Source organism: Natronosalvus vescus, from assembly GCF_023973145.1.
Classification (GTDB): Archaea; Halobacteriota; Halobacteria; order Halobacteriales; family Natrialbaceae; genus Natronosalvus; species Natronosalvus vescus.
In genome coordinates this window covers 1273934-1295886 of the sequence record NZ_CP099546.1, presented here as the reverse complement: position 1 = coordinate 1295886, position 21953 = coordinate 1273934, and the positions used below count along the sequence as shown (strand labels likewise).

The window sequence follows — 21953 nt, the reverse complement described above, 5'->3', positions numbered from 1 at the left end:
AACCCGAGTGTCTTCACCGAGGTAAGAAAACGTTTTTCGTGCGTTCGCGGTGTCGGGCGGCTCGCGGGGGAATTCGTCCTTTCGGTATCGACAAATTGGGAATAAAGAGTTTTAGTACGGTCTTTCGTACCGGCCAGTATGACCGACTACACCGTGGAGTTCGTCGGCACCGGCGAAACCATCACCTGCTCGGACAAGCAAACGATCCTCAGCCGCTGTCTCGAGGAGGGAATCGCCCAGGAGTACTCCTGTCGCGTCGGGATGTGTCTAGCCTGTTCTGCGGAGATCCTCGAAGGCGAGGTTACCCAGCCGGCCGCCCGCGGGCTCACCGAGGAGGAAGCCGAGCGCTACGCATTGACCTGTATGGCGCGCCCGCAATCGGATCTGAAACTCGACCGTGGCAAGTATCCGCCGAGCATCGAGGCCGACATCGAGGGCGGGAGTGAGCCGACGGCAGCGGACGATTAGTCGAAGTCTACAGACTCCGGTAACGGTGTATTCTACGGGAATCCTCGGGGCTTGACTCCGAGGCGGTTCACGAAGCAGTGTACCAATCTTGTCCCCGGCGCGGTCGCCGACACATCCAGCCACCACTCGTTCGAGTGACCTCGAGTGACACCAGGTAACCTGCCCTCAAACCGATACTGACCGCGTGTGAGACACCAATTTCCGACTATTCTCTCCGGTCGTGTGTCAAGAACACACATCCACGCTATGGACTCATCCTTCGAGTGGGTAGATATCCCTATGACTCGGCTCTCGAGGCGCGCGATACTCACGGCAACGGCCGTCACCGTCGTCGTCACTGCCGGCTGTCTCGGGGAAGGGAGTGGATCCTACGATGGAGAAGATTCGGCTGACCAGGCCGCGAACGCGACCACAGATCCCGACGATTCTACAGCAACCAATCTCGACGAATCGGCCATCGCGGAGACAGCGCTCCCGATAGCCGACACGTCGTTGCCGCTCGAGTACTCCCTCGAGTCGCTTCGGGATGAGGCGGTCAACGGCGGCGTGCCGAAGAACGGCATTCCGTCGATCGATAGCCCGTCGTTCGAATCCGCCGACGACGTCGGAGACCGGCTCGACGACGGCGACCCGGTCTTTGGCGTCGTGATCGACGGCGACGCACGGGCGTACCCGCAGTCTATCCTCGTCTATCACGAAATCGTCAACGACGAGGTGGGTGGCGAACCGGTGGCGGTCACCTACTGTCCGTTGACGGGAACCGCGATGGGGTTCTCTCGCGGTGACGTCGAGTTTGGCGTCTCGGGCGATCTGGTCAACAGCAACCTCATCATGTACGATCGCGAGGGCGATAGCCGGTGGCCACAGATGCTCGGAACCGCAATCGCCGGGCCGCTCGCTGGAGCCTCACTCGAGGAGGTTCCCGTTCACTGGTCGACCTGGGGCCGGTGGCGTGAGGCCTATCCGGACTCGCGCGTTCTTACCGACGAGACCGGCTACGTTCGAGACTACGGACGTGATCCGTACGGCTCGTACAACCCTCCCGAGGGATACTACGCGGAAGACAGCCCGACGATGTTCCAGTCCCTGTCGACCGACGACCGGCATCCGAACAAGCGGATGGTGCTCGGCGCGCGACCACCGGCGGGACCGATCGCGATCGATATCGAGCGACTCGCGGACGAAGGCCTGCTGCCGGTCGGGGTCGAAACGACCGGTGACGGCGACGACGCGGCGGCGGACGATCCAGCGGACGATCACGAGGAAGACACGACCAGCGAAACCAGCGACGTAGCCGAGTCTTCCTCTCTGGCTGTCTACGACCAGCGGATCGACGCTGGACGCCTCTACCTGGGGGATGGTACAGACTACAGCTACGATCACGACGAAGGCACTGTCGTCAACGACGCGGAGGGAACCCAGTTCGAAGCCGACGAGCTCCCGCTCGAGTCAGTCTACGCCTTCGACGCGATGTGGTTCGCCTGGGTCGGCTTTTATCCGAGTACCGCCGTCGTCGACTGACGCCGTCCCTCTGTTCGTACTCACTCACGACCGACGACTACACCCCCCCCCCCACCGATGACACCATCCACACTCACCTCACGATTCGCCGCCCGCCTCTCACAGACGACTCGAGTCACTCGTTTTGCGTTCACCCGTGTCGATGGCGCGTCGGTGTCAGTTCTCGCCGCCGTCGTCTATCTAGGGGCGTATCTCTGGGCGACCGACCACATGCGGTTTCGATCCGGGGCCACCGTCTCAGTCACTATAGTGGACGAGCCGTTTGCACGGGCGCTCGAACGACGGAGTGCGCTCTCGTTCGAACCCATCGCTCTGATCGAGTTCGGCATCGGGACGCTGCTGGTATCGCCGATCGACCTCGCCATCGGAGCGATACTCGTGGGACTGGTCGGCGTCAACCTCGCGCTCGCGTACCTCGCTCTCGTACAACCGAAAGCCTGCGGGATCGGTGCCGGTACGGGAGTTGCTGCGGCTGTGCCCGCACTGCTGTCGGGATCGGTATGCTGTGCGCCAATGATACTGCTCGTTCTCGGCATACAGGCCAGCGGGGCGCTGCTGATGGTGCTCCCGTGGCTATTGCCCGTCGGTGTGATGGTGTTAGTCGGTAGTCTCGTGTACGTAGCCGGGCTCGTCGACACGACCGCACACCCACGTCCTGGGTGAGCGACGGTAATAGACGAAAAGGGGTCTCGTCGATGCCATCCTGTGAACCGACCTCCCTCGAGCGGTTCGTTCGACTATAGACTCACGAATAGCAACAAAAACGCTACTCCTTGCTTGCTTCCGGACTTCGATCGATCAGTCGACGAAGTCGATGTCCTGGCCCTGTGGCTGGACGGTCTCGCTTTCGGGTCGACCGTAGATCTGTGGCGATTCGACGCCGGTGACGACGATCATCGTCCGCATGCGACCCTCGAGGCTCTCGTCGATCGAGGTACCCCAGATGATGCGCGCGTCGGGGTCGATCCGGTCGTAGATCTCCTCGACGACGCCTTCGGCTTCCTCGATGGACATGTCGTTGCCACCGGTGACGTTGACAAGCGCGGAGTTCGCGCCCGAGATGTCGACGTCGAGCAACGGCGAGCGGAGCGCTGTCTTGACGGAGTCTTCGGCTTTCGCCTCCGAGTCGGACTCCCCGAGGCCGATCATGGCGACGCCGCCCCGTTCCATCACAGTGCGAACGTCGGCGAAGTCCAGGTTGACGAGGCCGGGTTTGGTGATGAGTTCGGTGATGCCCTTGACCGAGCGCATGAGGACTTCGTCGCTGACCTTGAACGCCTGTTTGACCGGCAGTTTGCCGACCGAATCGAGCAGGCGGTCGTTCGGAACGACGATGACGGTGTCGCTGACGTCGCGCAGGCGCTCGAGACCGGCTTCGGCGTTGGTTCGTCGAACCTCGCCCTCCGCCGTGAACGGCGTCGTGACGATCGAAATCGTCAGCGCGCCCGACTCGCGGGCGGCTTTCGCGACGACCGGAGCCGATCCGGTACCGGTGCCGCCGCCGAGACCCGCCGTGACGAACACCATGTCGGCGCCGTCGATGGCGTCGTAGATGTCCTGCTGGCTCTCGAGGGCGGCTTCCTCGCCGACCTGTGGGAGCGATCCGGCACCACGGCCGGAGGTCTTCTGTTCGCCCATCAGGATCTTCGTGTCGGCGTCGATTTCGACCAGGTGCTGAACGTCGGTGTTTGCCGCGACCAGTTTCGCGCCGTGGATGCCCTCCTCGTTCATTCGGTCGACGGTGTTGCCGCCTGCGCCGCCACAGCCGACGACGGTAATGTTCGTCTGGAGGTCGTCAAGTACGTCGAGCAGTTCATCGTCAGTCATCGTCCCGGACGTGGGGCTGCCGGTAGCACCGTCGCCCTGTGGCGATTGGCCACCCTCTGGGAAGCTCTCAGCCGAGTCATCCTCGGCCTCGTCGATGGCATTTTCGACAATTGAGTCCATTCTTGCTCCTTTCTAGCGGATGGAGTATTATTATCTTTCCCCCATGAGTCAGACATCCGTCTGACATAGTAAGGGGATATTACAGGTCACTGGAGAGATGTGTTGAAAACAGCGTGATGTATCGATATAATACGTAATTGTACTCCATCGATGATATTTATCGAGGGAACGACGTCGTTCGACGCCGACACACGTCAGAAGGAGTGATCACGTCGCCGTCGACGGTTACCGCTTCGCCGTTTGCCAGCCGACCGAACTTCGGCCCCTCGGGGACGCCAGCGCTGTCGGCCAGCGACGGGTCGAATGCTGCCTCCTCGACGATAACGGCGTCGTCGGTGACGGTGACTGTCTCGTACCGCTCCTCGAGTACGGACGCGGCCACCGACACGATTTCAGCCTCGACCTGTGCGGCCGCCGTCTTCGCCCTGCCCCCGTCGGCGTCAGCAGAAGCGTCAGCGACCGAGGCCGGGAGTGCCGCCCGCGTTCCGATTCGACTGCCGCCGTTTCGGGTCTCGAACGCGACCGCGACCCGTTCGACGACCTCCCACACGGCATCGGGATCGACTGACTCCGCGGCCTCGAACAACTCGCTCGGGAGATTGACGACCGCAAATCCGTCGGTACGCTGGGATCCAAACCGAACGCCGCCGTCGACGGATCCGAGGGCTGACTCGACGGCCGACACGAGTTCGAGCGGGCGATCGGCGACGGTTCGAACCCAGGTTTCGCTCACGACGCGATAACCCAGATCGGTTATCACGACCTCGAGGGCGGGCCACTCGCCGTCGATCACGGCGTGCTCTGCGTTGCTGGCGGCGAAGGCCTGTTCGATGACCGCTCGATGGTCGGTCGGGCCGGACATCGCCTCCAGCGCCCAGTCGGCTGCGACGTGACCGACCGCCCACGGCGTCTCGCGAACGATACGCTCGAACCTGGGGACGTAGTGGTTGCCGCCGAACCCGACCAGCTGTCGTTCCCGGTGGGGTGAGACGCCACGGAGGTCGAGAACGGCTCGCGCGACAGCACGCGCGGCGTCAGGGTCGTCCCACTGCTCGTCGTCGCTGCCGAGTTCGGCGAACAGGGACGGGCAGCCGACCGCGGTCGGTCCGTGGTGGGTACACTCGAGGCCGGCATCGTACCCGTCAGGGGCGTAGCGGTCGAACGCAGCGAGGAGTTCGGCCAGTGCGTTCGGGCAGGCCTCCGCAACGGCGTCGGCGTCGCCGCCGAACTCGGCGGAACCGAAGTTCCCGGTGCAGTGGGCCGTGAGCAGGGGGCCCGTATTCCCGGAGTGACGCGAAGCGAACACCAGCAGGTCGGGTTCGTCCGCGAAGGCGTCGACTGGCCGCTCGAGTTCGAGGTGGAGGTCGTCGAACGATCGTAGTTCGGCACCGGCCGTTCGATAGTAGGTGCCGCCGCCGTCACCGTCGGCTCGGTCGTCGTCCTCGCGTTCGTCCCAGTCGGTTAGTTCGAGGAGGTGCTCACAGATGTGCGTCGAGGCGCGGTCGGCTCGACTCTCGACGATTGCAATCACATCTCCGTGTGTGTGACCGTCACAGGAATAGGCTCCGTTTTTGCTGTGTCGACCGGGAGGGTACACACGTTCTACACGTGGAGTCTCGGTTCTCGAGTCCAGACGCCAACTACAACTCGGTCAAAAGATCGAGACGACGATGAGGACGAATCCGACGACCGTGATCAACACGCCCGAGCCCTTCATCACGCGGACTCGATCCTCGTCGGTAACTGCGTCCGTCTCGTACGGTGCCATTCCGCGGTCCTTTTGCACCTCGACCATTCGCGGAGCCAGTCGAATTCCCGCGAGTCCGCTGACGACGAGGAGAGCGCCGACGATCGCCAGCAAACTCATCGAGGGCACCTCGAGTCCGTTCGTTGGCCGTCGTTTCCTGGGCTGACGTCTACTCGCCCACTTACCCCACTCGTCGTCCGTAGTGAACCAGCCATGGATCTGGTGATGGTGAGGGATCCATCGCTGAAAATCGTACCGTAATCGAACGACACTCAACACACAATCGACCATTCCTGGGGTTCGACAGCGATGGGCCCTCGAGTCCCGACGAATCCGATCCAACGTCGAAACGGGATTCCTAAGTACACGGAGGCAAACCCACATCTAGAGACCCGTGTCATCGCCGCCGTTTCCGCGTCCGATCGAAACCAGATCGCGCTTTGCGTCGCTGCTGACAGCGACGGTTCTCGGTGTCTACCTGCTACTGATCGTCGGCGCCACCACCTCCCTCACCGACGCGGCCACCGCGTGTACGACCTGGCCGACGTGTACCGCTCCAGCCGATCCACTCAGTCAGACCGATCTCGCGATCGCGTGGCTCCACCGAATCGCAGCGGTACTCGTCGGTGGGTTGCTCGCGTTCACGACGATTATCGCCCTCCTTGGATCCACCACCCGTCGGGTGACACGCACCCTGGTCGCCGCCACTATCCTGTTCGCGGTACAGGTCGCGATCGGGGCGCTCACCGCAACGCTCGGCCCACAGGCCCTCGTCCCCGGCCTTCACCTCGCCCTGGGAATCGTCATCTTTGGTGCCATCGTCCTCGCGCTCGCCTGGGATCTCGAGATCGGAACCGGTTCCGAGGACGACCAGATCGACGTCTCGCCCGAGCCGATAGATACCACCGAGTCGGCCGCCACACGAACGATTCCAACGAACGGACTCGAGCGTGTGAAACTCACCGCCTTTGCGTACTTCACGATGATGAAGCCCCGACTCATGTGGCTGCTCTGTCTGGTCGCCGCTGCCGGAATGGCACTGGCCGCAGGCGACTCCCTCACCCCCTCGACGATCGTCGCGACGTTGACCGGTGGCGTGCTCGCCATCGGCGCGTCCGGGACGTTCAACCACGTGCTCGAGCGCGACGTCGACCAGCAGATGTCCCGAACGGCTGATCGGCCGCTCGCGACGGAGTTGATCCCGGTTCGGAACGCGTTGTTGTTCGGGGCATTCCTGACCGCCGCGTCGATGACGGTCTTCCTGACGATCAACGTGCTGGCGGCGGCGCTCGGACTGGTTGCGATCGTCTTTTACAGCGTGATCTACACGCTCGTACTCAAACCGAATACGGTACAGAACACGGTCATCGGCGGTTTCGCGGGCGCGCTCCCGGCGCTCATCGGCTGGGCCGCCGTCACGAACGAAATCGGCCTGCCGGCGCTCGCGCTTGCGGGGTTGATCTTCCTCTGGACGCCCGCCCACTTCTACAACCTCGCGCTGGCCTATCAGGACGATTACGCTCGCGGCGGCTTTCCGATGATGCCCGTCGTCAGAGGGGAGACCGTCACCCGAAAACACATCCTCTACTACCTCGGCGCGACCCTCGTCAGTGCGGTCGCGCTCGTCTGGCTCACGAACCTCGGGATGGTGTACGCCGGAACGGTCGTCCTCTTCGGCGGGATCTTCCTCTGGTTCGCCGTCGACCTCCACTTCGAACAGACCGAACGGGCGGCGTTCCGGGCGTTCCACGCCTCAAACGCCTTCCTCGGGGCAGTCCTCGTGGCGATCCTCGTCGACGCGCTCGTACTCGCGGGCGTCTGAGACCCGACGCTGGGTCGCGTTTTCGACCCTGATTTCGAGCAGAGTAGGAGTACTGAGCATCCTTCGTCTCTACCGGCGATCGCAAAACTGTCCCTCGAACCCGCTGCAGTCTCCTTGAGGGAACCCTGACCGAATCAGATCGACCTCACCACAGATCGGTCACCGAACCTCGGGAAGAATCACCTCCTCGTAGAACGCGATCGCTCGCTCCTGTTCGTCACCGATCTGGTGGACGTACACGTGGTCGTAGCCGGCGTCGATCGCCGCCTGGAGGCTCTCGACGTGCGCCTCCGGATCCGGGCCGGTGACCGCTCCACTCTCGACGACGTCCTCCCGTTCGACCAGTTCTGCGGCCTGTTCGAAGTGCGCCGGTGAGGGGAGCTCCTGGCCGAGTTCACCCGGAATCGACCCGTTCGGCCACAGTTCGTAGACGGTGTCGATCGCCTCCTCCTCGGTTTCGGCGTAGCAGTTATGCAGTTGCGTGTACGTCGGCCCCTCGCCGCCGGCCTCCTCGTACGCCTCGACGACGTCCGCTTTCGGACCGGAACACCACAGTCCGTCGCCCTTCGCGGCGGCCATCCGGGCCGTTTTCGGGCCGAACGCCGAGACGACGATTGCCGGAATCTCCTCGGGGACGGTGAACAGTTTCGCGTTCTCGACGGTGTAGTGTTCGCCGTGGTAGCTGACGTTCTCGCCCGTCCAGAGTTCGCGCATGACGTGCATCGACTCATCGAGCATCTCGAGGCGAACCTGGTGTTCGGGCCAGCGTTCGCCGGTGACGTGCTCGTTCAGGTTCTCGCCCGTGCCGACGCCGAAGGTGAACCGGCCGTCGGCCATCACCTGTATCGTCGCGACGGCGTGGGCGACGTTGACCGGGTGGATCCGGATGATCGGACAGGTGACGCCGACGCCGATCTCGATCTCGTCAGTCTCGCGGGCAATTGCGCCAAGGGTGCTCCAGACGAACGGCGATTCACCCTGGGCGGAGACCCACGGGTGGAAGTGATCCGAGATAGATATGAAGTCGAAGCCCGCCTCCTCGGCCCTGACAGCGAGGTCGACGAGGCGATCGGGGCCGTGTTCTTCACTCGAGAGCGTGTAGCCGAACTGAACCATACCGGGCGTTCCACGAGGACGCGAGTAGATGCTGGACTTGCACACGCATCCATCCTCGAGTGTGCAGATTCGTGTCCCCTCGACAACTGTGGCTCGAGCGGTTCGAACCCCATCGATCGGCTATCTCGAAAGGTGCTGGATCTGAGCCGACCGACTCAATCGTTTTGGATCCACACGGCTCCCGACGAACCGGGTACCGTCCAGGTGTCGTTCTCGGTCTCGAGAGACGTGTCACCGACGGTAAATAGCAACTCCGCGTCGTCGTCCGTAACGCGCACCTCGAGCGCGTCCGCGCCACGGTTGATTGCAACGGTGGCCGTCGCCTCGGATCCCACTCGTTGGTACACGAGCAGGTCGTCACCACACTGCGCTTCGTCGAATCGAAGCCGTCCACGTCGAAGCGGACGGTGGTCGTGTCGAAGATCGATGAGTTCCGAGACGAACGATCGAAGCTCCCGATTTTGCTCGTCTTCGTCCCAGATCGTCGTTCGACGGCAGTCCGGATCGTGGCCGCCGGTCATACCCACCTCGTCGCCGTAGTAGAGACACGGCGTGCCCGGCGAAGTCAACTGGAGGAAAAACGCCAACCTGAGCCGGTCTTCGTCGCCGTCACAGCGGTGAAGCATCCGCGGCGTATCGTGGCTGCTCAGGAGGTTGAAGAGGACGTCAGTGACCTGCTCGGAGTACCGGAACGTGAAGGCGGTGTTCTTCTCGGCGAACGTGGTCGCATCGATGTCGTCGGTCGCCAGAAAGTCGTAGGTCGCGTAACTGAACGGGTAGTTCATCACCGAGTCGAACTGGTCACCTTCCAGCCAGGCGCTCGAGTCGTGCCACGTTTCCCCGAGAATGTAGGTCTCGGGTTTGATCACCTTGACCTCCCGTCGGAACTCTCGCCAGAACTCGTGGTCGACCTCGTTGGCGACGTCGAGTCGCCAGCCGTCGATGTCGGCGGTTTCGATCCAGTAGGTGGCGACGTCGAGGAGGTGCGATTTGACCTCGGGGTTCTCGGTGTTGAGTTTCGGCATGTACGGCTCGAACGCGAAGGCGTCGTAGTTCGGACGAGGCTCGAATTCGATGGGGAACTCCTTGATGTGGAACCAGTCGGCGTATTCCGATTCCTCGCCGTGTTCCAAGACGTCCTGGAACGGCTCGAACTGCCGGCCACAGTGGTTGAACACGGCGTCCAGCATGACGCGGATGTCACGGTCGTGGGCTTCATCTACCAGCCGACACAGCGTCTCCTCGTCACCGAAGTGGGGGTCGATCCGCAGGTAGTCGGTCGTGTTGTACTTGTGATTCGACGTCGATTCGAACACCGGCGTCAGATACAGTGCGGTCACCCCGAGGTTCGCTATATAGTCGAGGTTGTCGATGATTCCCTGGAGGTCGCCGCCGAAGAAGTTGTCCCGTTTCGGCTGGCCGCCCCACTCCTCAACGTTGTTCGGGCTGCGCTCGGGATCACCGTTAGCGAACCGTTCGGGAAAGAGCTGGTAGAAGACGGCGTCTTTGGCCCACTCCGGGGGGTCGTGAACGTCGACCGGGTTCACGAACGGGAACTCGAAGTAGTGCAACGGTCGCTGTTCGCCAGCAGTGGGAAAGTCATTCTCGTCGACCGACTCGAGCCCCCACTCGGTGAGCCACAGCGCCTCCTCGTCGTCCTCGAGCCTGAAGGCATAACAAAGGCGTCGGTACGGCGGCTGCACGGCGACCTGCCAGTAGTCGAAACGTTCGTCGCTTCCGAGGCGCTCCATGGGCGTCCTGGAGGCGGTTCCGGGCCAGTCGAACTTGTCCCCGTGGAGGAGCGTACAGCGGTCGACATCGCCGCGCTTCGTACGCAGCCGAACGTGTACGGTCGATTCGTCGTACGCGTAGGCGTAATTGCTCTTCGGCCGGTGATGGACGGCCGCTCGAGAGATAGTCATCACCTGGGACGACGACCAACTGAACGTTATATCTGTTGGATACTCGAGGACGGAACTGAGTAGTGAGTGAAAAACGGGAGCGCGTGAGCCGGTTAACCTTCGACGCCGCCGAAGGAGAGGCCGGCCTCGATGTAGCGCTGGGCGAAGAGATAGATGAAGACGATCGGCGAGGCGTACACCAGCGCGAACGCCGAGAACCGACCCCACGGCACCGAGTAGGTGTCGACCAGCATGAACAGGCCGACGGGCAGGGTGTAGTTCTCGGGACTCAACACCAGCTGGGCGACGATGAACTCCATCCACCCGGTGAGGAAGATGAAGATGAAGATCGTCGCCAGGCCCGGTTTCGCGAGCGGGAGGACGACCTCCCAGGCGACGCGGAACGGGGAAGCCCCGTCCATGATCGCCGCCTCCTCGTAGGAGACCGGGATCGAGTCCATGTACGTCTTCAACAGCCAGGTGTTGAACGGGACTGCCATCGCGGCGTAGTAGATCGCCAGTATCAGCCGATTGTTCGCGACGCCGAAGCTGACGAAGATCGTGTACAGCGCGATGAGTGCGGCGATTCCGAGGCCGCCACCGACCTGTGTGAACAGGATGTACCCGTACAGCAGCTTCATCCGTCCCACGAACTTGCGTCGGGAGAGTGCGTACGACGCCGGAACGACGACCGACAGCGCGATGATGACGGTCGCCGCGCCGACCACCATGCTGTTTCTGAAGTACCGTGGGAAGTCAGACGTCGTGTCGACGTACGGGCTCGAGTCGAAGAACACGATACGCGGCCACGAGAGGTAGATCGTGTCGATGAAGGGCAGGCTGATGCTGACGACGGCACCCGGGATGGCGATGTCGCCGATCACCCAGATGAACGCCTCGAGGTTGAACTCCTGCGGGATGAGTCCAGCACTGTCCGTGGAGTACAGCGTCGCTCCTTCGCCCTGCAGGGCGATGATCAGGATCCAGTAAACGGGGAGCAAGAGAACGAAGACGAACGCCAGGACGGCCATCGTCGAGAGTACCGTCTTGGCGACGTCTCTCGGATCGATGATCCCTCGTCGCACCCCGTCGATCGTGTACTCGACTTCCGCACGGAACTCGGCGGGCTTGCTGAGTGCTGTCTCGAGGTCGTTGCGGATTCGCTTGCCGACGATATCTCCTAACATTAGTTGTTCACCCCCTCGGCGAGGTTGCCCTTCCAGACGGCGATCAGCATGAATATCGCGATGAACACGACAGCTGTGAGCATAATCGCCGCTCCGGCCCCGTACTCGTTGAAGCTGAACGCTTCGCGGTAGCCATAGAGGATAATGAGTTCGTTGTCACGTCCGGGCCCGCCACGGTTGAACACGTACGGGATGAGGAACTGCTGGAAGGACGCGGCGGCCGTCAGGATCGACGCGAACATCACCGGTCGCTTGATCGCTGGCGCGGTGACGTTCAGGAATCGGTGGAAGAACCCAGCACCGTCGACTTTTGCGGCATCAATGAGTTCGTCCGGAACGGCCTGGAGCGCGCTTACCGTGATGATGACCATGAACGGATACGCGAGCCACATTTCGGTGATGAGGTACGTCGTAAACGCCAGCCATCGATCCTGGAAGAACGCCTGGTGTTCGAAGCCGAGCCAGATGAGAAACTGGTTCGCCAGCCCGAATCGCGCTGAGCTAAAGACACCGCTCCAGATCGTGATGGTGAAAATCGGCGGGAGCGCCCACGGGATGATGACGATCGAACGCAAGTAGCGCTTGCCACGGATGCGGTCGCTCGTCAACACCATCGCGAGTGCGATCCCAAAGGCGACTTTCAACAGGACGCTGAAGCCGACGAACAGCCAGGTCACACCAATCGAGTTCCAGAACACCGGATCCGCGAGCACCTCGACGTAGTTCCCGAGCGGCAGTTGCAGTCCGAGGATGTCAGTGTACACGAACTGTTCTTCCCCGCGGAGTCCATCGCCGGCGAAGACGTTCATCGGAGTCGCGTCCGTCAGCGACAGGTAGACCGTATACAGCAGGGGGAAAAACATGAACGTGGAGAACAGCAACAGTCCCGGCAGTACCAGTAACGCAGCGCCGTTGCGGTCGATCCACGCTTGCACGTTCGTCGGCACTACCTCCTGGTAGCGCTCACGCGACCGTTCTCCGGCTGAAGAAAGACTCATTGGTCAGGTGGTTTTCAGTCCCAGGCGTCTCGGATACGCTCTTCGGCATCGGCCATTGCCTCAGCCGCCGACTTGTTCTCGTTGAGAACGGCGATGAACTCCTCTTCGACCGGCTCCCAGACCTGGTTCATCTCGGGACTGGTCGGCATCGGGACACCCTGTTCGACGGCCTGGGCGAAGCCCTGCACGTTCTCGGGCAGTTCGTCGGCCTCCTCGTCGTCCTGGACGAAGGCATTGTGAACGGGGATGTAGCCGTGCTGATCGGCCATCTGGGACACGATCGACGTGTTCGTCGTGTACCACTCGGCGAAGGCGGTTGCAGCGTCCGCCCGGTCGTCATCTTCCTCCATTTCGGCCGTGAAGTACAGTACCTGAATGCCGGTGTACGGGCTCGGGGTGTGGCCATCGACTTCGGGCCACGGAGCCACGCCGACTTCGAAGTCGACGTCACCGACGAACCACGGGCCGTTGAACGCGAACGGTGCGTTCCCTTCCATGAACACCGCCGCCTGCGCGTCGTACTCCCAGTCAGCGGCCATGTACTGATCGTACAGCTCCTCCTTAATGAACTCGAAGCCTTCGACACTCTCGTCGTTGGTCAGGCCGAGTTCGCCGCTGTCGTCGTCGTAGTAGTAGCCGCCGAACCCGTGCACCCACGAGCTGTAGAAGTACGGGTCGAGCGGGTACGAGAGCCCGTACGTCCCCTCTCCGCCAGGGTCGTGGTGTTCGTCCATGATCTCGCGCATCTCCTCGAACGTTTCCGGCGCTTCGTCCACGTACTCTTTGTTGTAGATCAGGCTGACGGTCTCGGCAGCGTGTGGGAGTCCGACGATCGCCCCATCGTACTGAACAGAGTCCGCTGCCCCTGGGACGAAGTACTCGTCGAGATCGATCTGTAGTCGATCGGTCTGGTCGCTGAGGAAGCCGGCCTCGTAGTCGCGGCCGACCCAATCGTGTGCCCACAGGTGGATCTCCGGACCTTCACCCGCTGGGATGTCGGCCGTGATGGTCTCCTCGAGCTCGGCGACCTCGTTCGGTCGGATGGTCGCTTCGTAGCTGTCGTTAAAGGAGTCGATGTTCCCCTCGAAGTCGTCCCGTTCACCTTCCGAGAGGGAGTGGTAAATGTCGGCCTCGCCGTCGACGCCTTCCTGGGGCTCGACGGTCGGCCAGTCCTCGTCCTCCTCGTAGTCTTCGGAGCCACCGTTCCCGTCGTCTCCGTTCCCGTTCCCGTTGCCGTTGCCGTCGTCGGGCTCTTCGGTGCTGATACATCCTGCGAGGGCACCGGCCGCCGATGCGCCTGCCAGGTACTTCACCAACGTTCTCCTATCCATTGCCATGGTGAATACGTGATGAATTATAACTTCACCTATTTAGTCCTTTGGATGTGTGTGTGAACCACTACCGTAATGAGGCAGTTCTGATGGGGAAGATGCTACTCGGCCAACCTGGGTATGGCTGTCGGTTTGTAGCAAGGAGAGCGCTGAAAACGGGAGCCAGGTATCTTCCTCGAGAGTTCACCGCGAACTAGATTCTCGACCGCGGAGGCCGTTCGCGACGACCCCGGATACTCGCACCGTCCACCATCGTGGAGAGGTACACATACGTGTCATACGGTGTACTATTCCATACGTGTGTACGACGCGTACTGCGACACGAGGCAGGAAACGGAACGCAACCACGTCGAGGCCCCATGTCCGTTTCACTTTGATTATGCCATCCGTCTCATCGTCCCTGATAAAAGTACTACGAAATAGTGCATCAATCGTTCGTAATCGAGGAAAAGAATTATATGTACGATTCGCCCACACCTAGGAAATGGCGAGTCTGAGAGTAGAGAATCTCCGAAAGGAGTTCGATCGCGGAACGATCGTCGCAGTCGACGACGTCAATCTCGAGGTCGAGGACGGCGAGTTCGTTACCGTCGTTGGGCCGTCGGGGTGTGGAAAAACGACGACCTTGCGGATGATCGCCGGTCTCGAAAAACCGACCCAGGGGTCGATCTACCTCGGCGACGAAGACGTGACCAAACAGAGCGCCCGGGATCGGGACATCGCAATGGTGTTCCAGAATTACGCGCTGTACCCGCACAAGACGGTCTTCCAGAACATGGAGTTCGGCCTCCGAATGAGTACGAACCTCTCCAAAGCGAAGCGAAAGGAGAAAGTGCAGTGGGCGGCCGAGATGATGGGCATCGAGGAACTGCTCGAGCAGAAACCCGACGAGCTGTCGGGCGGGCAGAAACAACGGGTTGCCCTCGGTCGGGCGATCGTTCGTGAACCCAAACTCTTCCTGTTCGACGAGCCACTGAGTAACCTCGACGCGAAGCTGCGGACGACGATGCGCGCCGAGATTCAGCGGCTCCAGGACGAACTCGGGATCACCGCCGTCTACGTGACCCACGACCAGGAGGAGGCGATGACGATGGGCGATAAAATCGTCATCCTGCGCGACGGCGAACTCCAACAGATCGGCGCGCCGACCGAGGTCTACGACAAGCCCGCGAACGAGTTCGTTGGCGGCTTCGTCGGCTCGCCGTCGATGAACTTCCTCGAGCTCGCTGCTCGACCATCGGGCAACTCGATCGTGCTGACCGACGGGGAGGACTTCCGGTACTCGCTTTCACAGGCGTACGCGAACGACCTCGACGTTGCGGACGGCCAGACGGTTACCATGGGCATTCGACCCGAGGACGTCTACGTGGCCGACCCCGGTTCCGACGGCATCGAAACGGCCGTGGACGTCCTCGAACCGGTCGGCAGCGACAACTACCTCTACCTCGAGATTCAGGAGGGGTTCATCGCTCGCGTCAACGCCGACATCAAACCGAACGTCGGCGAGCGGATCGAAATCACGTTCGACGAGTCGAAGATCCGGTTGTTCGACGTCGAAACAGGCGAATCGTTGCTCCACCACAGCGATCAGACGATCACGCCCCCGGAAGCGTAATCGATCGGCTCTCTGCGAGCGGTATTCTCGCTCTCGTTCTTACTCTCTTTCCGGTCACGTTCTCGCTCTATTTCCACTCTCGCACTCAGTCGCAGAGCGATCCGCACAATGTGTTCCCCTCCGGCACGCCACGAGCGACGAGAATCAGTAGTGTGGTGGCTCGTCGTCAACGAACGATTTGAAGACGGCGAGGACGGCCGCGTGGAACTCGACGAGGATCACGATACTCACGACGATGATGGCGACCTGTGTCGGTGTCGAGAGCAAGCCGAGCGAGACGATCAGTGTCGTAGCACAGGCGGGTGGATGAATCGTATCGGTCGCGATCATCGCCCAGGTGGTGAGCACGATTGAGACGACGGCGCTCGTAGTGAGCCAGAACCCCTCCGGCGAGTACGCTGGTGGGGTCTGCGTGATCGACACGCCGTTCGCGAGCAGTGTGAACGCGAGCAATCCGGCGACCCCACCGATGAGGTGACTGCCGACGATGCGGTACGTCCGCGTGCGCTCGCTGCGACGGTCGAACGCGAGGATGAACGCCGATGGGCCGAGACTCGGGAAGATGAACGGCTGGCCGCTGATCCACGCGACGGCCCCGAGGACGGTGAACAACAGCCCAGCATACAGGCTGGTGCCAACGCGCCGTCTCATTGGTGACGCTCGCCACGGAACCGATAAAGCCTCACCGATCGAGCGTTGGGCAGGAAGACACCAACAGAACGCCGCTGAGGCGCTCAATTCACTGATGGTTTCCGTCCTATCCGTCGGGAGTACGGCGATCGGTATCGAGTCCCCGTGCGCTCAGTCGGACATCGCTCGAACCTGCGAGACGGCATCGTACTCTCCGGCCTCGAGTAACTGCGCGACCGTCGCCAGTCGAATCGCGTGGGGCCACCCGAGCGGCGTCGCGCTGTCTGGCGTTCCGTCGTCGAATACCTGCTCGGGGAGATAGCCCGACTCGAGACACAGACTGCCACCGGGGAGTAGTTCCGCGAGGAGTTCTCGACCCGCCTCGAAGTAGTCGTCGTCCTCGAAGAACTGCGCGGCGGCGACCGCGGCGTTGGCACCCCACGCCGTCGAGACCGTCCAGACTTTCTCCGCCGACTGTGTACGGGTGCGCCAGTCGTCACCCTCGAACCGGATCAGGCCCGCGATCGCGTCAGTCTCCCGAAAGAGTCCCTCGAGGGTGGCGTCGACGTGCTGGCGAAGGCGGTCGCGCCGTTGCTCGTCGACTGTCCCGATCTCGGCGAACGCCTCGTGTGCGTCGACGAGGGCGAAGGTGCTCGAGTCGAGGCGCGCATCGAGGCGCACCGTCCCGTCAGCATCCGTGTGTTCGCGGAGCGCGAACACCCCACGGTCGTCGTCCCAGAGACGGTCGAGACCGCGATAGACGGCCCGGGCGTGGTCGGCGCTTCGATCGCGAAGGTCGGTGTCGACCGGCGCGGTCGCGACGACCGAGTAGGCGTGTAAGAACGTCGCCGAAGTGTGGGTAAACCGCCCGGCCATGTTCTCCCAGGCGTTCTGGCACGTGATCGGGAGCCCGTCCTCGGCCAGCGTATCGTCGAGACCGTCGAGAGCGCGCTCGATGACGGGTTCGACCTCGTTCGCCCGATCGTCGCTGGTGGCCGCGTAGCCCGCCAGATACGAGAGGACGCTCGCGGTCTGATCGGCCTGATAGTCGACCCCGCTGCCGCCGATCCGGTCGTTCGCCCACCCCGGTGCGAGCGTTCCGTCGTCGGGCCAGACGCGGTGTGGCCAGGTGCCGTCGTCACACTGGACGTCGGCGTAGAAGGCAGCGCTTTGCTCGTGGGTCGTCTCGAGGTCGAGGTCGAGAATCGGTTCGCTCTCGAGGAGGAATCGGGCGATTTCGGCGTCGTCGCGGAACCAGGTGTAGCCGTAGCCGCCGGAGTACTCGTAGTGAGGATCGAAGTCGGGGCCGGCCATCCGGCTCCCGCGTTCGCTCGAGAGAACACCCAGGACGCGAAGATCCTCGACGACGGTGTCGGGCGCACTGTCGGCCGGGGAGCGCGAAATCGATGGTGCGGCTTCACGGAGTGCGGCGGCATCGCTGCACTCGACGACGGTATCGGCGAGGTCGTCGACGACGGCAGCTGAATCGGGGCGATCCTCGAGCGACGAGAGCACGGTCGCGCTTCCGTCGTCGAACGGGACGAACCCGAGAACGTAGCCGCCGAGCCGACCGTCTTCGTACTGGCCCGTTTCGTCGCCGTTCGGATACACCGCTGGCTCGGGGTCGAGTACGTCGTGGAGGCGTTCTGGAAGCTGTCCCGCGACGCTCTCGAAGGAGGGGGCACTCGTCAGAAAGTCGTGTTCGTCGCGGTGGTACACTTCGACGACGCCCGGCTCGTCGTAGACGAGTTGACCGATCCGTTCGTCCCGACCGCCGGGGGCGAACGAGACGAAGACTGCCAGGTCGTCTACCCTCCCCTCGGTGACGGTCACGTGCGTGAAGTGGTGATTCTCGAGCGTCAGATCCAGGCGCTCGAGTTCGAACCCGTCGCCGGCGAACGTCGTCTCGATCAGGGCGGTGTCCCCGACGTAGGCCTGGCCAGTCGTCTCGACGGACTCGAGCCAGGTAATCTCGCCATCGAGGCGAACCCCAAACCGGGAGCGGTCGATCCCGTAGCAACCAGTGAGTGGGTAGGAAAAGTCCCGCAGGGAGCCGTCGCGACCGACGTGTACCGTTCGGCCCGAGAGTCCCGAAAACCGCCCCGTCGTCGTCCGGCGTTCGCCTGGAAAGACCGTCGGCGACCCCTGGTGTCGTTTGAAATCATCGAGCGCAGCGCGCAGCGTCATTGACGCACACGAGGAAGCGTGGGTACAAAAATTTGTTGTAAAATTAGTTCACACCTCATCGGCCGGTTCGAGAACGCTTCCCGGAGTCCTAAGGCGTAAGCGTCGAGGGTGAAATGGCTACGTATGCACCATCCCGGGCCACCGCGGTTCGCTGCCGTCGGCGAGACGGTCGAACTCGCGCCTCGCACCCCAGATCCGGCGGCAACGTACCGGTGGTCTCTCCTCGAGAAACCGGCAGACAGCACACTCGAAGCGCCAGTGGGGCCGGTCGGGCACGTCGAACCCGACGCACCGGGCATCTATCGCTTCGAACTCGAGGGGCCGGCCGGATCCGCCTCCCAGCGCCTCCGCGTCTTCCCGGATGTCCGTCGACAGACGACATTCGAACTGGATCGCGACGAACTCCCGGAACACGACCCCGAGGACGTGTCGATCATCGGCCCGTTCAACGACCACCTCGCCGGCCGCGATCGACCACAACTCGAGGACGGAACCTACGTGTACGACGTCGACCTCCCACCCGGAGACCATCGCCACGGGTTCATCCGCGACGAGGGCAGCGAGGGCGACGTCTGGACGAACAGGACAGTTCCGGGACCTGGCCGACCGCGAATCCACCTCGATGGCGGCGTCGAGGACGACGCGGTCGTGATCACGGCAGCGACGGAGGCAGGTACCGATAGCGACTATGGCGACGACGAACTGGCCGTCGAGTTCTACGTCGACGACCGAGACACCCTCTCGGACACTGCACTCGAGGTCGAGGGAACGACCGCCAGGCTATCGCTCACGACGCTCGACGCCATCAGCGAGCCCGTTCGCGTACACGCCGTCGCCGTCGGCGAACGTCACAGCGTCGCCGACTGTGTGGCCGTCGGCCCCGACGGCGCGGTCGACCGAGTGAACGACCCGCCCGAGTGGATTCGAGACGCCGTCGTCTACGAGGTGTTCGTCCGCTCGTTCACCGACGAGGCGACGTTCGAGTCGTTCGAGCGACGCGTACCTTACCTTGAGTCACTCGGCGTCGACTGCCTCTGGCTGACGCCCATCATCGAGAGTCCGACGACCCACGGCTATCACACGACGGACTACTTCGATACCGCGTCGGATCTCGGCTCGCGAGAGGCGTTCGAGTCGTTCGTCGACCGCTGTCACGAGGCCGGCATCAAGGTCGTCTTCGACCTGGTGATCAACCACACCGCCCGCGAGCACGCCCACTTCGACCTGAGCGCGGCGGGCGTCGAGGGATACGCCGACTGGTACGTCTGGGAGTCGCTCGCGGGGAGCCACCTGAGTGAACCGGATCTCGAGGGTGGACGCGACGCGGACGGCCCGCCACACCGGTACCTCCCCGACGACGGGACGGAGGTCGCGCAGTATTACTTCAACTGGCACGGCATCCCGAACGTCAACTACGACTCGCTCTCGGCACGCGCGTTCATGCTCGAGGTCATCGACGAGTGGGCCGACGTCGTCGACGGCTACCGGTGTGACGTCGCCTGGGGCGTCCCACACGGCTTCTGGAAGGAAGTGTCCGACCGCCTCAACGCCCGAGACAGCGAGTTTCTCCTGCTCGACGAGACGATTCCACGCGACCCGGCTTACGCCGAAGCCGAGTTCGACGTCCACTACGACACGACGCTGTACTGGACACTGCTCGAGGTCGGCAAGGGAGAAACGCCGGCCGATGCGATCCTCGAAGCGGTACGCACGCCAGCGCAGGAGGCGTTTCCCGACTGGTCGCTCCACATGCGCTACATCGAGAACCACGACGAACCGCGCTATCTCGACGTCTGTGGTTCCGACGCCCAGCGGGCGGCCGCCGCGGCCGTGCTCACTCTCCCCGGGGTGCCAATGATCTACTACGGGCAAGAACGAGGCGCGACCGACTACCGCCAGCCGATGCCCTGGGAAGGGGACGGCGAATCGACGGCGTTTCACCGCCGTCTCGTCGCTGCGCGTCGCACCAACCCGGCGCTCTCCCGTGGCGACCTCGACGACCTCACGTACGACGCCGACACCGACGCCGCCGTTGCCTTCACACGGGAAACCGACGAGCAACGTCTCGCCGTCTTCCTTCACTTTGGTGACGGGACGGCGACCGTCACCGTCGACAGCGTGCTCGAGACGACTGATCTCGTCACTGGCGAACCGGTTACCCTCGAGACCGACCGTGAGGGGACAACGATGCGCGTCGACGACGTCTGCGTCCTCGAGATTGCCGAACCGGTCGAGGACGCACGCGTCTCGACGGAGACTGACAGTTCGAGCGAAGCCGAACGGACGTAATTCCCATCGGATGACAGAACACTCATTGTACCTGACCTGCGTACACACCCTATGGACGACGCGACGTTAGCGGCTCATCTCCGACAACTCGGTCTCTCGGAGAAGGAAGTCGATACGTATCTCACTATTCTCGAACACGGGGAAGCCAAAGCGAGCACGGTCGCCGACGACGCCGGCGTCTCGAAACGCTACGTCTACAGCGTCAGCGAGAAGCTCGACGAGCGGGGATTCGTCGACGTCATCGATCACGTCGTACCGACGACGATCAGGGCGAACCCGCCCGAGGAGGTCGTCGCCTCGCTCACGAACGACCTGCAGTCACTCGAGCCGGAACTGACCACCCGGTACGGAAACGTCACCGAACAGGAACGGGAGTTCGAGGTCATCAAGACCCGCACCACGATCATGAAGCGAATCACCGAACTCCTCGAGCGGGCCAACGAGGAGGTGACGCTGTCGGTGCCGGCGTCGCTACTCGAGGAGATCGAAGACGAGCTACGCGAGACGGTCGACCGTGGGGTTCTCGTCATCTTGCTCGTCAGTGGCAACGATACGCTCCCTGCCGAACGATTCGAGGGCATAGCGAGCGTCGTTCGGGTCTGGGGAGAGAACGCGCCGATGATCGCCACCACGGATCGACGACTCGGCCTGTTCGCTCCTGGGGAGATGCTCCTCCGATCGAACTCCGGCAAGCAGGGGATCGCAATCTCGCAGGCCCAGCTCGTGCCGATCATCGTCGGCTCGTTCTTCGGGAACTACTGGCCGATGGCCGAGCAGGTGTACGTCACCGAACCGTCCACGCTCCCGCAGACCTACACCGACTTCCGCCACGCCGTGCTGGAGGCGACGCTCCACCTCGAGGCCGGTAACGAAGTGGCGATTCGGGCGGAGGCCCGGCCAGTTAGAACGGACGACTACGCAACCATCGAGGGGCAACTCGTCGGAGTGCGACAGAGTCTCCTCGAGCCGACGCGGGATACGTTCGCCGTCGAGAACGCGCTGATCGTCGAGATACCGGACGACCAGGAGACAGACGAGAACGAAGACGGTGGCCAGATCGTCACGCTGGGTGGCGAAGGCGCGTTCGTCGAGGATTACGAGACGAAGTCGGTCACGCTCGAGTCACTCGACTGAGCGAGATCAGTCTGACGCGCTCGAGTGTCAGAATGTGACGGCATCACACCCTCGAGTGTC

General features: G+C 62.7%; 17 protein-coding genes. 7 read left to right on the top strand and 10 right to left on the bottom strand.

The window, feature by feature from the left end; translation table 11 throughout:
• Positions 1–138: 138 nt before the first annotated feature.
• From NGM68_RS06240 to NGM68_RS06230, 3 genes are all read left to right on the top strand, one after another.
• Positions 139–468: a 2Fe-2S iron-sulfur cluster-binding protein gene (locus tag NGM68_RS06240; RefSeq protein ID WP_252700781.1), complete on the top strand. Its 330-nt coding sequence runs from the start codon at positions 139–141 to the stop codon at positions 466–468.
• Between the two features lie 279 nt (positions 469–747).
• Positions 748–1989, top strand: coding sequence for a DUF3179 domain-containing protein (locus NGM68_RS06235; RefSeq protein ID WP_252700780.1), 1242 nt, complete (start codon positions 748–750; stop codon positions 1987–1989).
• 57 nt (positions 1990–2046) lie between these two features.
• Positions 2047–2652 (top strand): hypothetical protein, encoded by a 606-nt coding sequence (locus tag NGM68_RS06230; protein WP_252700779.1) that lies wholly within the window; start codon positions 2047–2049, stop codon positions 2650–2652.
• A gap of 135 nt (positions 2653–2787) precedes the next feature.
• On the opposite strand, the gene ftsZ is transcribed toward NGM68_RS06230, so the two are convergent.
• The 3 genes from ftsZ to NGM68_RS06215 all read right to left on the bottom strand — a co-directional run bounded on the left by ftsZ (position 2788) and on the right by NGM68_RS06215 (position 5803).
• The gene (gene ftsZ, locus NGM68_RS06225; protein ID WP_252700778.1) at positions 2788–3936 is read right to left on the bottom strand and encodes a cell division protein FtsZ; all 1149 of its coding nucleotides are present in this window, start codon (positions 3934–3936) and stop codon (positions 2788–2790) included.
• Between the two features lie 157 nt (positions 3937–4093).
• Positions 4094–5467: a D-aminoacyl-tRNA deacylase gene (locus tag NGM68_RS06220; protein WP_252700777.1), complete on the bottom strand. Its 1374-nt coding sequence runs from the start codon at positions 5465–5467 to the stop codon at positions 4094–4096.
• Between the two features lie 120 nt (positions 5468–5587).
• Entirely contained in the window at positions 5588–5803 is a 216-nt protein-coding gene (locus tag NGM68_RS06215; protein ID WP_252700776.1) for a hypothetical protein, read from the bottom strand.
• Between the two features lie 274 nt (positions 5804–6077).
• Here NGM68_RS06215 and NGM68_RS06210 point away from each other — a divergent pair, with 274 nt between their 5' ends.
• Complete coding sequence (locus tag NGM68_RS06210) at positions 6078–7505, top strand: heme o synthase (RefSeq protein ID WP_252700775.1); 1428 nt, start codon at positions 6078–6080, stop codon at positions 7503–7505.
• A 159-nt stretch (positions 7506–7664) separates the two neighbouring features.
• On the opposite strand, the gene NGM68_RS06205 is transcribed toward NGM68_RS06210, so the two are convergent.
• The 5 genes from NGM68_RS06205 to NGM68_RS06185 form a co-directional block, all read right to left on the bottom strand.
• Positions 7665–8621 (bottom strand): TIGR03557 family F420-dependent LLM class oxidoreductase, encoded by a 957-nt coding sequence (locus NGM68_RS06205; protein WP_252700774.1) that lies wholly within the window; start codon positions 8619–8621, stop codon positions 7665–7667.
• A 155-nt stretch (positions 8622–8776) separates the two neighbouring features.
• Positions 8777–10543 carry a glycoside hydrolase family 13 protein gene (locus tag NGM68_RS06200; protein ID WP_252700773.1) on the bottom strand — a complete coding sequence of 589 codons (1767 nt, stop codon included), beginning with the start codon at positions 10541–10543 and terminating at the stop codon, positions 8777–8779.
• Between the two features lie 92 nt (positions 10544–10635).
• Positions 10636–11709, bottom strand: a complete 1074-nt coding sequence (locus NGM68_RS06195) for a sugar ABC transporter permease (protein ID WP_252700772.1) — start codon at positions 11707–11709, stop codon at positions 10636–10638.
• Positions 11709–12707 (bottom strand): carbohydrate ABC transporter permease, encoded by a 999-nt coding sequence (locus tag NGM68_RS06190; RefSeq protein ID WP_252700771.1) that lies wholly within the window; start codon positions 12705–12707, stop codon positions 11709–11711. The genes NGM68_RS06195 and NGM68_RS06190 overlap by 1 nt, the downstream gene beginning before the upstream one ends.
• Before the next feature lie 14 nt (positions 12708–12721).
• A complete protein-coding gene (locus tag NGM68_RS06185; protein ID WP_252700770.1) occupies positions 12722–14038 on the bottom strand; it encodes an extracellular solute-binding protein in 1317 nt (438 codons plus the stop codon).
• A 484-nt stretch (positions 14039–14522) separates the two neighbouring features.
• On the opposite strand from NGM68_RS06185, the gene NGM68_RS06180 reads away from it, so the two are divergent.
• Positions 14523–15653 carry an ABC transporter ATP-binding protein gene (locus NGM68_RS06180; RefSeq protein ID WP_252700769.1) on the top strand — a complete coding sequence of 377 codons (1131 nt, stop codon included), beginning with the start codon at positions 14523–14525 and terminating at the stop codon, positions 15651–15653.
• Positions 15654–15797: 144 nt separating this feature from the next.
• On the opposite strand, the gene NGM68_RS06175 is transcribed toward NGM68_RS06180, so the two are convergent.
• Both NGM68_RS06175 and NGM68_RS06170 read right to left on the bottom strand, forming a co-directional pair.
• A complete protein-coding gene (locus NGM68_RS06175) occupies positions 15798–16304 on the bottom strand; it encodes an HPP family protein (RefSeq protein WP_252700768.1) in 507 nt (168 codons plus the stop codon).
• Between the two features lie 150 nt (positions 16305–16454).
• Complete coding sequence (locus tag NGM68_RS06170; RefSeq protein WP_252700767.1) at positions 16455–18470, bottom strand: DUF7997 domain-containing protein; 2016 nt, start codon at positions 18468–18470, stop codon at positions 16455–16457.
• 123 nt (positions 18471–18593) lie between these two features.
• Here NGM68_RS06170 and NGM68_RS06165 point away from each other — a divergent pair, with 123 nt between their 5' ends.
• Together NGM68_RS06165 and NGM68_RS06160 are read left to right on the top strand one after the other, a co-directional pair.
• Complete coding sequence (locus NGM68_RS06165; RefSeq protein WP_252700766.1) at positions 18594–20759, top strand: alpha-amylase family glycosyl hydrolase; 2166 nt, start codon at positions 18594–18596, stop codon at positions 20757–20759.
• A 51-nt stretch (positions 20760–20810) separates the two neighbouring features.
• On the top strand, positions 20811–21893 hold the full coding sequence (locus NGM68_RS06160; protein WP_252700765.1) for a TrmB family transcriptional regulator: 1083 nt from the start codon (positions 20811–20813) through the stop codon (positions 21891–21893).
• Positions 21894–21953: the final 60 nt, after the last annotated feature.